This is a genomic window from Desulfogranum aggregans, assembly GCF_055398265.1.
In genome coordinates this window covers 2,638,784-2,653,354 of the sequence record NZ_AP042447.1, presented here as the reverse complement: position 1 = coordinate 2,653,354, position 14,571 = coordinate 2,638,784, and the positions used below count along the sequence as shown (strand labels likewise).

The 14,571-nt window shown below is 51.6% G+C and carries 10 protein-coding genes; all 10 read right to left on the bottom strand.

Translation table 11 applies throughout. The features are described 5' to 3' along the window. Positions 1 to 76: 76 nt before the first annotated feature. Positions 77 to 2,014 carry a hypothetical protein gene (locus ACZ52Z_RS11750; protein ID WP_464266977.1) on the bottom strand — a complete coding sequence of 646 codons (1,938 nt, stop codon included), beginning with the start codon at positions 2,012 to 2,014 and terminating at the stop codon, positions 77 to 79. 88 nt (positions 2,015 to 2,102) lie between these two features. After that, on the bottom strand, positions 2,103 to 3,356 hold the full coding sequence (locus tag ACZ52Z_RS11745; protein ID WP_464266976.1) for a polysulfide reductase NrfD family protein: 1,254 nt from the start codon (positions 3,354 to 3,356) through the stop codon (positions 2,103 to 2,105). Continuing rightward, positions 3,353 to 4,288 carry a 4Fe-4S dicluster domain-containing protein gene (locus ACZ52Z_RS11740; RefSeq protein WP_464266975.1) on the bottom strand — a complete coding sequence of 312 codons (936 nt, stop codon included), beginning with the start codon at positions 4,286 to 4,288 and terminating at the stop codon, positions 3,353 to 3,355. Before ACZ52Z_RS11740 ends, ACZ52Z_RS11745 begins: the two co-directional genes overlap by 4 nt. A gap of 39 nt (positions 4,289 to 4,327) precedes the next feature. Next, complete coding sequence (locus tag ACZ52Z_RS11735; RefSeq protein ID WP_464266974.1) at positions 4,328 to 4,846, bottom strand: cytochrome c3 family protein; 519 nt, start codon at positions 4,844 to 4,846, stop codon at positions 4,328 to 4,330. 48 nt (positions 4,847 to 4,894) lie between these two features. After that, on the bottom strand, positions 4,895 to 6,709 hold the full coding sequence (gene ftsH, locus ACZ52Z_RS11730) for an ATP-dependent zinc metalloprotease FtsH (RefSeq protein ID WP_464266973.1): 1,815 nt from the start codon (positions 6,707 to 6,709) through the stop codon (positions 4,895 to 4,897). A 411-nt stretch (positions 6,710 to 7,120) separates the two neighbouring features. Then, entirely contained in the window at positions 7,121 to 8,935 is a 1,815-nt protein-coding gene (locus tag ACZ52Z_RS11725) for a sigma-54 dependent transcriptional regulator (protein WP_464266972.1), read from the bottom strand. Between the two features lie 30 nt (positions 8,936 to 8,965). Further along, positions 8,966 to 9,715 carry a PAS domain-containing protein gene (locus ACZ52Z_RS11720; RefSeq protein WP_464266971.1) on the bottom strand — a complete coding sequence of 250 codons (750 nt, stop codon included), beginning with the start codon at positions 9,713 to 9,715 and terminating at the stop codon, positions 8,966 to 8,968. Position 9,716: 1 nt separating this feature from the next. After that, positions 9,717 to 11,753: a PAS domain S-box protein gene (locus ACZ52Z_RS11715; protein WP_464266970.1), complete on the bottom strand. Its 2,037-nt coding sequence runs from the start codon at positions 11,751 to 11,753 to the stop codon at positions 9,717 to 9,719. A gap of 199 nt (positions 11,754 to 11,952) precedes the next feature. Then, positions 11,953 to 12,315: a response regulator gene (locus ACZ52Z_RS11710; protein WP_464266969.1), complete on the bottom strand. Its 363-nt coding sequence runs from the start codon at positions 12,313 to 12,315 to the stop codon at positions 11,953 to 11,955. A gap of 4 nt (positions 12,316 to 12,319) precedes the next feature. After that, entirely contained in the window at positions 12,320 to 14,563 is a 2,244-nt protein-coding gene (locus tag ACZ52Z_RS11705) for a sensor histidine kinase (RefSeq protein WP_464266968.1), read from the bottom strand. Positions 14,564 to 14,571: the final 8 nt, after the last annotated feature.

The following is a 14,571-nucleotide window of genomic DNA, read 5'->3' as shown; positions in this document are numbered from 1 at the left end:
AGTGTTGTAAACTGTTGCACGGCAACACGATAGTGTTGCGGGAGAGCGGTGAAGGAAAAGTGCTGGCCGGTAACTGTCAGTAAGGGACTGAAAGTACGATTTTATCTGGATGAAGAGGGGCGTTGCCTATACGGTGTATGTCTCCATGATACTGTTGCATCACTTGTGTGCAGTAGTCGAGAGATGGCCACAGTGGATGGTTTTGCAGGACGGGGAGGTTCCACTGGCCACTGGAGTTGGTGTAGTGGATGTTAAGCAGGTGCGCACCAGAATCCTCTTGGCACTTGATAGTGATGGACTTTTCTGCCGGGGCTTTCTTGTCTTCAGCAAGGGTGGTACGGCCAAGATGCAGCAGGGTCAGACTGACCAACCAGAGCACACTGATAGGTACTTTGAGAGTCAGGTGCTGGGGACATTCGATGGTAAGGGCAATGGCCCTGCTTTGCAGCGGCTTGTCAAGGATGTCGCGCAGTCCGTTGACAAAGTTTTGCAGCGATGTTGATAGGGAGGAAGTGGATTGGCCACCAGAGGTCATCAGCATGGTGCCAGTGAGCCTGGCGATTTTATGTTCTTCAACAAGCATGGTCTCCAGCGTTTTCCTCACCAGCGGAGTGCTTTTTTCGTTTTCTGAAAGGTCGATCAGCTGCTGAGTGTAATTGATGGTCCCGTTTATCAGGTTGGTTATGCTGCTTGCCGCTTCTGTACAGACAGATCCGGTGGCAGTGTAAAAATAACGTTCAAAGCGATCGCTCGGCTGTTCCTGCCTGCTCATCTGCCGGGGAGTTGCATCTTTGAGAGGAAAGAGGAATGCGTGGTGAAGGAGGGTTGTGAGCAATTCAAGGAACTCCGGTGGAAAAGGATCTGTCAACGGACTGTAGAGTGAAAAGAGGTATACCGGGCTGCCGTTTCGAAGGAGCGGGAGGACGATGCAGGTACCGACCTGGTTGTACTGGTCGTCAAAATCACCAAGTTCGATCGGAAAAGAGGCTATGTGAAAGGGTTCTACAACCATGCTTCCCGTTGTACAGCTTTTCCATATCGGGTGAAGAATATGTCCCTCTTTATCACAGTGGGGCAGGTTGTCAGCAAGCGTTTTCAGGCAAATCCCTCGTGAGACGGCTGTTTCACTGCAGCTCATGGGGTGTATTCTCTGTTCCTTGTCGACCTTGCCTATCCAGACAAAAGTAAAATCCGGATTGGTTACCAGGGCGTCGCAAATCTTTTGCTGCATGTTTTCAGGCTGTTCCCCGTTGTCTATGGAGAGAGAAAGAGGATGCAGGGAAGCCACGACCCGCACCACCCGACGATGAGTGGACATGATGTCTGCCACTTTACGGGTCAGGTCATCGAGGCTGCAGTCAGGCCGTGGCGCATCTTCCTTCTCTCTTCCTGAGACGGGGGAGAAGGCAATCTTTCCCAGTCGTTGCAGGGCAGGTCCTATGTTACGGTTGAGGGTGTAGAGCAGAACACAGCTAATAACAAAGAGCAGACCAAGGATACCGATGATGATATTATGCAGTCCCTGAAGGATTCCCTGGGTGTGATCGCTCAGGGCAAGGCGAAATCCCTGGAGAGTGCTGCTGATGGAATTGAGCTGCCTGATCAGAGCGGTTTTTTTTGGGTCTGAAGGGGGGTGGTTATCCTGCATCATCTGTAGATCAGCCAACAGCGATACGTATTGGCTTCTGGGTACCAGTCGGCTTTTCAGCGAATCAGCAATGATGGTGGAGGACTGCAGGCTGCTGGTCATGGTGTTAAGTCGCTCAAATTTTTCTCCGAGACGGGAAATGTTGACCTGATTGTCGGCGACCAGCGATTCGCTGAGATATTTTTGCAGGGCAGCATATTCAAAAAGGAGTTTGTCACTGGTGATAACTACCGAGGAACAGCGATGATAGAGCAGGTACTGGCGGGCGCCGAGGGCGAGAACGACGAGCAGCAGCAGAAGAATACAACCTGTGAGGAAAGGGAATATTTTTTTAACAGGGAGCGTGGAAAACAGTGAGCGATACATGGCAGCGGATTTTCTCCCTTCACCTTGATTTGTTCGAAGCGGTTGTCGCTGGAACAGGCAACGCCTGTTCCAGCGACCAATGTGCTGCTTATTTTTCTCCCTTCCATTCATACAGAATGGGGAGTCTATACAGGATAAAACGATATACCATGAAATAGATGGCAAAAACGGTCAGGGTAATCCAGATCTCCTGCCAGCGTGGGACCTCCTGGTAGAGCTTCCAGTTGAAGCCGATCAAGGCAGTATTGAGCCTGTTCCAGATGATGCCGAGGACACTGATCACGGCAGCCAGACGCACAATGGTGACCATGTGGTTTTTCACGCCAACGGTGAACAGCAACAGGGGGAGTACCACGCCGATACCCAATTCAGCGAGAAAATAGGTGCCCCAGCCGGTGAGCAGGTAGCTCCACTCATTGTCGTGGGCGATGCCGACGACCTTGATGACCAGGTAGGTGATCATGGCATAGGCGCACCCTTTGCCGAGCTTAATGGTCAGCTGGTCCACGTTGTCGAGAAAGCGGCTGTCACAGCGCCAGGTCATCATTCCTTTGCAGATCGTGCTGACCAAAATAACCATGGACAACCCGGCAAAGATGGCTGAACAGAAAAAATGTATCCATATAAAATTGGTTGAGAGCCACAGGGGGTGCACTTTGGTCGGTGCATAGGTGAACAGGGCACCCAACGCACCCTGATGCAGGGTGGAGAGGATGATCCCGGCAATGGTCAGGCCGATAGTGATCGATTTGATAAAGCGTTTGCCTTTTAGCCAGCCGACCCACTCAAAATAGGCGGGTAATATCTCGGCGATCTGCACTGAAAGGTAGGTAGCAACATGCCAGGCAACCAGGAAGAGCACCGCTGCCGGACCGAGGGAAACAAACATCGGGTAGGGAAGACGCCACGGCATGCCCAGGTCAACGGTAAGGTAGATAACGGCAAAAAAGTAGCCGAGCAGTCCATTAAGCAGGGCAAGACGTTCGATGGGCACAAAGTCCTTGCGGCCAAAAATTTCGACCGTGGTCCCCAACAGAAAGCCTGAAGCCGAGAGGGGAACCATACCGAACAGACCGAATCCGAGAAAAAGTCCCCAAGGGTAATCATTGGAAGAGTGGGTCACCGTGTCCAATCCGAAGATATAGCGAACAAGGAGAAGGGGCAGGCCTACGGCGAGAATACCGAAAAGTACCCAGTTGACCGGGTTTCTTTTCAACATGGCAATGTACTCATCCTTGGTGAGCCCTAAGAGAAATTTTTCTTTCAAATTCCAAGAGCCCCCCTCGCTGCGCGTATGGTCGGCAATGGGAATATCCTGTGACTGTTGAACAATTGTTTTCATTTTTCTGTTTCCCCTTCAGTTTGCTGCGGTTTTTTCATGTCGTCTTTCCGGGTGGCCAGGAGATGGATGCCAGCAAAAAGAGCGGGCCAGATAGTGAGGACCATGGGAACGATAGCCAGAAAATCCTTTACAAAGTTGATGATCGGCTCCTTGGGAACGGTGGTGTCGAAGCCCACCTGTTCAAAATCCACCGGTGAAAGATACATCCAGGAGGTGCCACCCGCTTCATGTTCGCCGTAGATATGGTCTACGTAGCGGCCTGTATTTTCCCGAATCCGCTGCCGGCCGACGCGGATTAGGTCTTCACGCCTGCCAAAGGTCAATGCCTCTTGAGGACAGGCTTCGACACATGCAGGGGGCTGGCCGTTTTTCAGGCGCGTATCGTAGCAGAAGATGCACTTCATGATCCGCGGTTTAAACGCGCTAGAGTACTTGAAGGTGGGAATATAAAAGGGGCAGGCCACCATGCAGGTTCTGCAGCCCACGCAGACACTGGCATCGTAAACAACCGCTCCTTCAGGTGTTTTGGTATAGGCGTTGACAAAGCAGGAGGTCAGGCATGCTGGCTCCTGGCAGTGATTGCATTGGATTTTACGAAACAGGGGATGATCTACTCCAGGGACCTCATATCTGTTAACCACGGTATAGCGTGTTTCATCGGTCCGCCGTTTCTGGCCGTGATGGAGTTCATCAAAAACTGAAAAGTCGTTAAAGGGTTTTTCCGGTGCCGGCAGGTTTTGTTCGGCATTGCATGCAGCTTCACAGCTCCTGCACCCTACGCATCGAGAAAGATCTACCAGTACGCCCATGGCATCGGGGTACCCCTCGAAATCTTTGGCCTCGACTTGTTTGGAGCGGCCAAGGGAGACGGCAGCAGCAGATCCGGCGAGACTTCCTTTGAGAAAGGTTCTGCGATTAAGTAATTTTTTCATTTCTTCTTTCCGCTGGTTGTAAATTCTTGACTAGGTCGTTTACTCATGCCTGTTGTGGGATGAAGGGACAATCGATACCTGGAACAGCTTCTTACCGCTCTCGGTCATCGCATGGCAGTCCTGGCACCCGGTTGGACCACCCATTTCCTGATGGCAGCCGACACAGTTGAGGTGATACGCGCCTTTTAGTCCGGGCTTATCAATATGGTAGACGTCAGGTTGACTGCGTTCTTCCAGATCCTTGGGGAGGAATCGTTCTGCGGAATGGCACTCGCCACAGGAGATGCTGTCGGACTCACCTGATGATGCGTGACAGCGCAGACAGTTCGGGTTGACCGGCTGTTGGCCGGTAGTATGATGATGGCATTCTACACATTCCGCTGCTTCGGTATGCATCGCGTGGTCAAAGGTGACCGGCTCATACAGGTTGCTGAGCGTATCCAGCTCCACGGTCTCAGGGGCGTCGTCCGCATCCAGGGCAAACGACTGGTCAGGGTTCAGGGCGCTGCCGGCCATCATGAGCATGATGGTCAGTATTGCCAGGAATGTACTGCGCATTGTGTTTCCTCCAGCTATGGTAAGTGGGTAGGTTGCAAGGAGTTGGCCCTAACTCCTCGTTCCGACAAGTTTAGACTCAACTTCCTTTTCCCGGAGATAGCTGCGGAAGACAATGTCCACCTCCTCTGCATCCAGGGTTTCGTTGAGCAAAAGTACCTCGGCGAATTTATGCAAAAAGCGATTGTGTCGATGAAGGATCGTTTCGGTTTCCTCGTAACAGTCGGCAATGATGCGGCCGATTTCATGGTCTATTTTTTCAGCGGTAATTTCACTGTAGGGTTTGCTGACACTGCTCTGGTGAAGGAAGGATTCGTTTTCCTGACGATAGGCAACAGGGCCCAGGGAACTCATTCCCCATTCGCAGACGATTCTCGTGGCAATCTCGGTGGCCACGGTAATGTCATTGCTCGCCCCGGTGGTCAGCCGGTTGAACACCAGCGCTTCGGCCACTCTGCCTCCCAATAGGGTTTTGATCCGGTTGAGCAGGTATTCTCGGGAATAGGCATGGCGATCGTCGAGCGGCAGGTGCTGGGTGAGCCCCATGGCTCTTCCCCGTGGGATGATGGTGATTTTGTGGAGAGGGTCAGTTTCATCGAGCATCATGCCGACAATGGCATGACCGGCTTCATGGTAGGCCGTCACTCGACGGTCCGCCTCGGAGACGACAATGCTCTTGCGTTCAAGGCCCATGATGAGCTTATCTTTAGCCTCCTCAAAATCAATCATTTCCACTTTGCTCTTATTGTTTCTGCCGGCCAGGAGAGCAGCTTCGTTGACCAGGTTGGCAATCTCTGCTCCACTGAATCCTGGTATGGCACGGGCAAGGGCACCGAGATCTATACTTGGATCCATGGCAATTTTACGCGCATGGACTTCAAGGATTTTGGTCCGTCCTTTCACGTCAGGGAGGCCAATGGTTATCTGTCGGTCAAACCGGCCAGGACGAAGCAAGGCCGGATCAAGGATATCGGGGCGGTTGGTTGCCGCCACCACAATAACTGCTTTGTCTGAGCTGAAACCGTCCATTTCCACCAGCAGGGCGTTAAGGGTTTGTTCCCGCTCGTCATTGGCACCGCTTGCAGTGTTGCCTGCTCTACGGCCACCGATGGCATCTATTTCATCAATAAAGATGATGCAGGGGGCGCTGGCTTTGGCTTCGTTGAACAGCTCTCGGACCCGAGAGGCGCCAACGCCGACAAACATTTCGACAAAATCCGACCCGCCCAGGGAAAAAAAGGCGACAGCAGCTTCACCAGCAATGGCTTTTGCCAAGAGGGTCTTGCCGGTACCCGGTGAACCCTGCAGCAGGACACCCTTGGGGATGGAGGCGCCCAGTCGGCTGTATTTTTCCGGTTGTTGGAGAAATTCGACGATCTCCAGTAGTTCCACCTTAGCCTCGGCAATACCTGCAACATCCTGGAAGGTGACTGTTTCGGTCTGAACGGGGGTGAAACGCGATTGTTTCCCAAGGTTGAAGGGAGACGAATGGCTGGATGAGCGTCGATGAAAAATCAGCCAGGCACCATAGAGCATGCTGATTGGCAGCATGATTTTGAAAAAAGTGAGGACGCTGTTTTCCGCAGCAGGTTCGGCAGAGACAGCAATATCCTTTGCAACCAGCAGAGACAGTAATCCGGAAAGGTCAGGGCTATAGGTACTGAACTCACGGCCTGAGGTATACGTACCGGTCAGTTGTTGCCCGCGCAGGTGCACCTGGGCAATGTCACCTTGCTCTACCGCCTGGAGGAAATCGGTGTAGGGCTGCTCAGGCGGGGTTGTTTCGCGCAGGTAGACGTTATACCCAAGCAGGACAATGCATGCGAATGTGAGGATGAGAAGGCCGAGCTGTATCTGATTTTTCATGTGCGCTGATCTGCCTGTATGCTGTCCGTGGTCGGAGTTAGTCGAGGTGCATGGCGCTGCTGTTGTCCCGGTTCAGCGATTTTTCCGTGGGTATTGGTGGTAAAATCGAAAAAACTGTTGCACAGGTAATGCCACAGGTGAGTCCGCAGGCATTTTTGAATACCTATTCATTGATAATATATATGTTATTAGTATGTTACGTGTGTGGTGGGCTGTAGTGAGAATGCGCGGCAAGAGAGAGTGGCGGGATACAAGTTTTTGCTCATTTGTATCGTTACTGTTTGATTTTAAATGAGAAATTTTAAAATATTAAAGGCGGGGCTGAAAACAGGGAAGAGGAGGAAAAAAAGCTTGTGCTGCAACACTTATGTAGTTTTACTACATAAGTGTTGCAGCACAAGTGTAGCATGCCTAGAGCTCGAGTTGGGAAAGGTCCAGATTGTACTCTTTGATCTTTCGGTAGAGGGTGGTTCGGTCAATATTGAGCAGACGGGCGGCTTTGGCTTTATTGCCGCCGGTTTTTTTCAGGGCGTGCATTATCCGTTCACCGGCGGACATTTCGGGTTCGGAAAAGCCGGCCCCGGCCACGGTGTCAGGCCTTGTTCCGGGAACAGCCGAAAATTCCGTTGCCGATGGTTGGGCATTTTCTCCAAAGTAAACGATTTCCGCAGGCAGCTCGGCGGTTGAGATTGAAGGCCCCTTACAGAGGACACAGGCTCGCTCGAGGACGTGTTTGAGTTCGCGGACGTTACCGGGCCAGGGGTAACTGAGCAGCTTCTCGGCACCCTGATCAGATATACCGGAAATGGCTTTGCCAATCTGTGGGGTGATGTTGGTGATAAAATGATTGGCCAGGAGCAAAATATCATCGCCTCGTTCTCTGAGAGGCGGCAGCATCACATCAATGACTCTGAGGCGAAAGTAAAGATCTTCACGGAATTCTCCCTGGCGGACTTTTTCCTTGAGATCGACATTGGTGGCGGTAATGACCCGAACGTCCACTTTGATCGGGGTGTCCTGGCCAACCGGGTAAAACGTGCTTTCCTGAAGAAAGCGCAGCAGTCGCAACTGCATCATCTGGGAGATGTCACCTATTTCGTCAAGAAAAAGCGTTCCACCGTCGGCCTGCAGAATTCTGCCCATCCTGTCCCGGTCGGCTCCTGTAAACGAACCCTTGCGGTGACCGAACAGTTCACTCTCCAGCAGGTTTTCCGGAATGGCTGTGCAGTCGACCTTTACCAGCGGCCGGTTTTTTCGACGACTCTCCAGGTGCAGGGCCTCTGCAGCCAGTTCCTTACCGGTACCGGATTCACCGGTAATCAGGGTGGTAAGGTCAACCTTGCCCACATTTTCGATCATAGTGTAGACGGCCTGCATGGCATCACTTTTGCCGATAAAACGATGAAAAGAACTCCTTCTGCCCTGGGTGCAGGTGTCAGGGTTGGACATATCCCTGATGACCATGACCACGCCGTCCGGGCTGCCGGCAACTCCCTGGAGGGGGGCTGTGCACACGCTGAGGACTTTGACCTTGCCGTTTGTCGAGCGGCATTCGAGTCGGTGCTGGGTTATTTCAACGCCGCTTTTCAATACCTTGAACAGGTCGGTTTTCAGCGGTTCAAATTCCTTGCTCGCACAGAGGGAGGCGATGGTGGAGTTATCAACCGGCCCGGTATGCAGTTCGTTGAACAGCAGCCGGGCAGCGGGGTTCATCTCCATTATCTGCAGGTTGGCGTCAACAGTGATAATGCAATCAGTGACACTTTTAAAGACGGTCTCGAGAAAAACCCGATAGCGCTCCTTTTCCTGTTCAGCTGCTTTTTTTTCTTGTTCGAGCTGTTGCTGCTTGAGGGCAAGACGGGTGATTTTGAGCAATGTATCCTTTTCAACCGGTTTAGGGATGTAGTCAAAAGCACCCAGCCGCACGGCCTCTGATGCTGTCTCCACGTTCGGGTAGCCGGTAATCATGACTACTGGGCAATCAATATTTTTCTCCCTGATACTACGAAGAAAATCAATCCCCGATTGACTGCCGAGAACGATGTCGCTGATGATGAGGTCAAAAGCCTGCTTGTCGATTTCAGTGATGGCCTCATCGTAGGATGCTGCGGTGACAACCGGCGAATAGCCCTGATTGCGTAGAAAAAACTGAAAAGTGTCGCGCAGGCTTTCTTCGTCGTCGACCACCAGGATAGCTGGTTGCTGCTGTTCTTGCTGTTCAAGCATAGGGTTTCTCCTTAACGGGGAAAGTGTCGGTTAACGAAAGGTGGTGAGGTCCCTGAAGACAACAACTGCACCTGTAATGGCTTTGTTTTCAACAATGGGAGTGCTGGTATATTCAACCGGAAAACCGCGCCCTTCTTTGGTCCAGAAGAGCTCATCAGAGCCGAAATGGACTTTGCCGTCCCGGTAGGCCATGTGAATGGGGCATTCCTCAACCGGGTACGGTTCGCCGTTGGTGTAGCTGTGATGCACAAGATCATGGTGCGACTTGCCGATCAGCTCCTCGGGCGGCCAGTCCAGCATGATGGAAGCGGCTTTGTTGACAAAGGTGACATTACCCTTGGCATCGAGACCAAAGATACCTTCGCCTGCAGAGTCGAGTATCAGTTCCATTTCCCGTTTGATTCGTTTGGTTTCTGTCTCCGCTTGGATTCGTTCGGCAATTTCACGGTTGAGCGAGGCGTTGGCCACTGCTATTTCAAAGGTTCGTCGTTCAACCCGTTCTTCAAAATCCTTGGTGGTTGCTTCCAGGGCCTTGGTCACTTCCTCTAATCGGTAATCTTTATCAGTCAGCTGAGAGTGCAAAGCATGTATGAACGTCCTTGTGCGGAGACAGGAGACGGTAAAGAGCAGGACCATGGTCATCAGAGAGAAAAGCGGGTAGGGAAGCAACCGGCTTGAACCATCTGCATGGAGCAGGCGGATATCCATCACAAGAAGCAGCAGGGCAGCAATGAAAAAGAAAAGAGCCACTTGAACAAAGAGTTTCTGTTGCGCCGACATACTATTGGTCCTTGGTGGTGTTGGTTGGGAGATCGATAAGAACGGTAGTATATCTGCCCCGTTCACTTTGAAGGCGAAATAGTCCGTTGTTGTCCTGAACAAGGCTGTGACTGATGCTCAAGCCCAGACCGGTACCCTCACCTTTGGTTTTTGTGGAGAAAAAGGGGTCCATGACCCTGTCGATTATTTCATGTTCAATCCCTGTACCGTTGTCGGTAATGGCTAGCTCCACATAGTCGGTTCCCTCGATGCGCATGACCTGGGCTGCGATATGCAGGAGTTTAGGACTGCTGTTGCCCTGGGCCTGCCGTTCATTGAGGGCATATCGTGCGTTACTGAAGATATTGAGAAAAACCTGCTGTATTTGATGGGGGTTGCAGATTATTTTTGGGAGTGCCTGCTGGTACTCCTGTTCGATGGTGATGCCGTCAATGGTATACTGGTGCTGCACAAGCTCTATACAGTGTTGAATCAGCTCCTGAACGTCTGCCGGTTCAGGTTCCTCAACTTTTTTTCTCGAAAAATCAAGCAGGTTTTTGGTGATGCCCGATATTCGCTTGCCTTCCTTGATGATGCGATCCAGGAAACGAATGCTGTCCGGGTCCTGATTGGCGTCTTTGAGGATCTGGGCATAGTTAATGATGCCATTGATGGGATTGTTGATTTCGTGGGCGACGCCGGCGGCAAGTTCGCCAACCGACGCAAGCTGCGCTGAGCGGATAGCTTCAGCTTTCATCAGTTGTTCTTCGGTGAGATCCCGAGCGAGCAGCAGGGCGACTCCGGTCTGTCCCTCGTAGGATTTTAACGGACTGATGGTCATCATGTAGTTACCCTGCAGGCCGCGAAGCTCGGTTTCAAAAACCCTGTTTTTTTTGTCTTTGAGGATCAGCTCCAGCGGGCAGGTCGCCCCAGGCGACCTGCCCCCGTGGAGAATATCGCATACTCCTTTGCCGACAATTTCCTGCCTTGATCGTTTGGCAGCTGTGGCTGTCGCTGGATTGACGTCGAGAATGATTCCATCCTCAGAAACGACGAGGGCCGGGTCCTGCATAGCGGTGAAGATATTGTTCCATTTGGCCAGCGCATTTTCCCTTTCCCGTTCAACCGCCATCTTGCTGGTCACATCGATGCCGAAGAGCACCAGGCCTACCTGACCGTGTTCAATGTTAGGTTGAAATGAACCATGCCAGCTGATAGTTCGTTTTTTTTCCTGCCGTGTCTGGAGTTCGGTTTCAAAATTGATTTCAGCGTTCTCCCGCTTGAGAATGTCGGTCAGCTCGGCCTGACTACGCCGACGTTGTTCCGGGGTGATGAGGACATCGACCCAGTATTTGCCTTTAACCTCCTCTTCACTGTACCCTGTCACCTCCTGGGCTTTCTGATTAAAAGAGAGGATGTTGCCGCAGGGCGAAAGCGACACAAGCAACGCCTGCACCGTCCCTACTATTTCACTGTTGAAATCCTTTTCCAGGCGAAGTCGACGCGCAGTCTCATCCACATACAGAGCAAGGGAGAGGTCAGCTGTAACGTTGGCGATAAAATCAAATTCAGAGCCGTTGAAACCATCGGGGTTGGTTGAATGGATAGTGAGAGTACCATATTCATGATTGTTGGAAATCAGTGGCCAGGAGATGGTACTCTTGGTTCCCGTTTGCCGGATAATCGCATCAAGCGGTCCCTGGCATGAGGAAGAACTGATGTGATTGTGAACCTGAGGGGTGCCGGTTGTTAGCGCCTCATAGGCTGGATTGTCTGCAGGGTGCTTGCCGAGGTACTGGCGAATGAGCTGGAGGCTCTCGTCTGAAGAGAGGCCGCTATTACCCGCAGCAAAAAGCGGTTCCATTGTATGAGGCTCATGCCCCCTTTTCGCCGCCCAGATGAAGCAGTATTCATGGTCCTGGAGCAGTGTAAGGCTTCGTTGCTCAAGGACGACCAGTTCTCCCTGGTCAGCCGAATGGTCAATTTTAAATTCACAGATGGTGCGCAGCAGCCTGCACCGATGTTCGAGCAGCTGTATTCGTTGACTTGCTGTATCCATTGGGTACCGGAAGGAAAAGGGTATGTTACACTTCTGTTGTGCGTAGTGTGGCATGCAACATATTTTACCACACAAGTGTTGCAATATAGCACAGAGATGTGCCTACAGTGATACCTAAAGCAGCTTGTAGGCCAACTTGAAAAAAGGGGGGAAATAATTGTTACCGGTGTCGCCGTCCACTAGAGAAGGAGACGAGGGGTCAGCTTAAGAGACGATCAAGTGCTTCTTTGATTGCCTCTGCCGGACCTAATTTATCCAGAATGGCTGCAGGGTTGGTGGCTTCTGCACGTTTGAGCAGTTGGGGATCTCGATAACCGGTAAAAAAGAGGATGGGGACATCGAGTTCCTTGCGAATATGTTCGGCAGCTTCTATGCCGTCCATTGTGCCGGAAAGGCTGATGTCCATGAGGATGGCATCAGGGCATTCGGTGCGGACAGCTGCGAGCGCCTCTTCGCCTGAAGTGGCCACTTCACACGGCTGAAAACCAAAATCCCTCATGTTTTCAGACAGCATCATACCAATGAGGATTTCATCTTCGACAATGAGCACTTTTTTTTTCATCGCATTACAGTATTCGCGCTACCCGTTCCGGTTCCTTAAAGGTAATGATGGTCTCAGAACCTCCGTTGGGCACCATGGTAAGTGTGCCTCCCAGTTGTTTGCACACGAGATTTTTTGTTATTTGCAGACCAAAAGAACTATTGTTTTCCATAGTGAAGTCTTTGGGTAGACCTACCCCGGTGTCCTTTACGCGTAACTCTATCACATTCGTCGGCGACTGACAAAGACTGAGGGTGATGCTGCCTGATCGGTTTTCAGGAAATCCGTGCTTGAGAGAGTTGGTGACAATTTCATTGACAGCCAGTCCGAGGGGTACAGCGTTGTCAATGGAAATGGGAACCGGTTGGGTGTCTGTATTGATGCGTATCTGCTGGTTGACAACCATGGACTTGACCAATGCAGAAACAAGGTCGGTGAGGTAAGTTGCCAGGTCAATGTCCACCAGATTGTCGGATTGATACAGCTTCTCATGCACCATGGCCATGGCTCGTATTCGGTTTTCCGTTTCCTGGAAGATTGAGTGGGTAATGGGATCGGAAATGTCTCCAAGCTGGAGTTTAAGCATGGAGATGATGACCAGCATGTTGTTTTTGGTTCGGTGATAGATTTCCCGAAGGAGCACTTCCTTTTCCTGGAGTGACTGCTGGAGTTGTTGTTCGTTTTTTTCCAGTTTAGCCACCATCTGCAGTTGCACCCGACTGACTGCTTCGGCGGCCTTTCGATTCTGTTCTTCTTCCTCCCGTAATTTTCTTTCCTCGATGTTGACGATCCGACCTTCATAGGCGATGATCCCTCCCTGACTGTTTTTCACTATGTGGCAGGAAATAGCTGCCGGAAAGATAGACCCGTCTTTCCGGCGAAAAAAGGTTTCATGATCGACAATCTTTCCTTCCTCCAGCAGGGTGGTGAAGATATTCCTCCGACCATCGGGTTCGGCATAGTACTGGGTGCTGATATCGGTGATGCTGCGCATCATTTCCTCTGGTGATTGGTAGCCGCTCATGCCGGAGAGAGCCGGATTGACAACTTCCAGACGCCCGGTGGCGGAAATTCTGAAGATCCCTTCCACTGCTGAACTGAACAATTCCCGATACCGTTCCTCAGCCTGTGCGATTTCTTCAAAGGCACGAATACGGCGAATGGCACTTTTAAAGATGCGGCTCAGGTAGTCAAAATAGAGCGTCTGGTCGGCTTTCTCAATGGCAGCCTCATCGCTGCGGAAAAATTTCACCCAGACAAATTCGTTTTGTTTTTCTGGGCTTGGGAGGGAGAGGAACAAGGTTTTTCGATCGTCACTGCGGGTGAGAGTACCAATTTCCGGGTGATGGTAATACCGCGTATCAAGCTCGCCTTCAATCAGCTGGTCAAGCTCACCCTGCTGGACGGAGAAAAAACGACAGGTAGTTTCCGTTGCGACCGAGTACAGGGTTCTTCTGTCAGCTGCTGTGGCAAGTTGTTCTCCGACAAGGTGAAGCCTTCTCAGGTCTTGATTGCTTTGGGTAACTGCGAGGAGGATCTCGTTAACCCGACGGATAAACAAACCTACCTGGTCGGGTGGACCGGAAGGGATTTTGTGAAATTCAAACACCTGGTCCTGTTGTATCCGGTCAAGTGCTGTCAGGGTTGAATCAATTCGGGGGACGAGCAGCTGGTAGATAAACAGTGCTACCATGGTGATCGTAAAGGCCAGGGTAGCACCGCTGGCAAGCAGAAAAAGCAGCAGCATGTTCCGCTCCTTTTCCGCCACATGATTGGCCTTGATACGGAGAAAGAGGTTGCCGAAAAAGAGCTCTTCAATGGTCAGGGGCGCAAGGCTGGAGAAATAGAGGTTGCCGGAGGCGTCTGTGTAGCGGACAACGGTGAATTTCCCCGAAGCTGTAAACGGCAGGTCCTGCTCGCGCTGGTGAAGAAAGGCCTGGTAGAATTCCCCATTTTTATCAGGATCGTCAGAGAAGAGGACGGTGCCATTGGGATTGATGACCAAACATTCCACCACCTCTTCGTTGATGGTGCGGCTGAGGACGGCTTTCTCTCTGGCCCTGACGAAATGCATCGACTGTTGCGACATGAGTACGCCGGGCTGGGTCAGCTTATCCTGGATGGTCCTTTCCAGCTCGACGGTATAGGCAGCGAGAAATTCTTTGCCAAGCAGAAAAAGAAACAGACCTTGGATGAGAAGAATCGCTAGACAGATTTTCAGCGGCAGGCTGCGGAGCGAGAGAAAGCGTGTGTGCCTGGCCGAGGTCATAACGTGCC

Bases quoted from the DNA above. Each gene is read 5' to 3' on its own strand.
- ACZ52Z_RS11725 (WP_464266972.1), bottom strand. From the start codon at position 8,935: ATGCTTGAACAGCAAGAACAGCAGCAACCAGCTATCCTGGTGGTCGAC.
- ACZ52Z_RS11715 (WP_464266970.1), bottom strand. From the start codon at position 11,753: ATGGATACAGCAAGTCAACGAATACAGCTGCTCGAACATCGGTGCAGG.
- ACZ52Z_RS11720 (WP_464266971.1), bottom strand. From the start codon at position 9,715: ATGTCGGCGCAACAGAAACTCTTTGTTCAAGTGGCTCTTTTCTTTTTC.
- ACZ52Z_RS11735 (WP_464266974.1), bottom strand. From the start codon at position 4,846: ATGCGCAGTACATTCCTGGCAATACTGACCATCATGCTCATGATGGCC.
- ACZ52Z_RS11740 (WP_464266975.1), bottom strand. From the start codon at position 4,288: ATGAAAAAATTACTTAATCGCAGAACCTTTCTCAAAGGAAGTCTCGCC.
- ACZ52Z_RS11705 (WP_464266968.1), bottom strand. From the start codon at position 14,563: ATGACCTCGGCCAGGCACACACGCTTTCTCTCGCTCCGCAGCCTGCCG.
- ftsH (WP_464266973.1), bottom strand. From the start codon at position 6,709: ATGAAAAATCAGATACAGCTCGGCCTTCTCATCCTCACATTCGCATGC.
- ACZ52Z_RS11750 (WP_464266977.1), bottom strand. From the start codon at position 2,014: ATGTATCGCTCACTGTTTTCCACGCTCCCTGTTAAAAAAATATTCCCT.
- ACZ52Z_RS11745 (WP_464266976.1), bottom strand. From the start codon at position 3,356: ATGAAAACAATTGTTCAACAGTCACAGGATATTCCCATTGCCGACCAT.
- ACZ52Z_RS11710 (WP_464266969.1), bottom strand. From the start codon at position 12,315: ATGAAAAAAAAAGTGCTCATTGTCGAAGATGAAATCCTCATTGGTATG.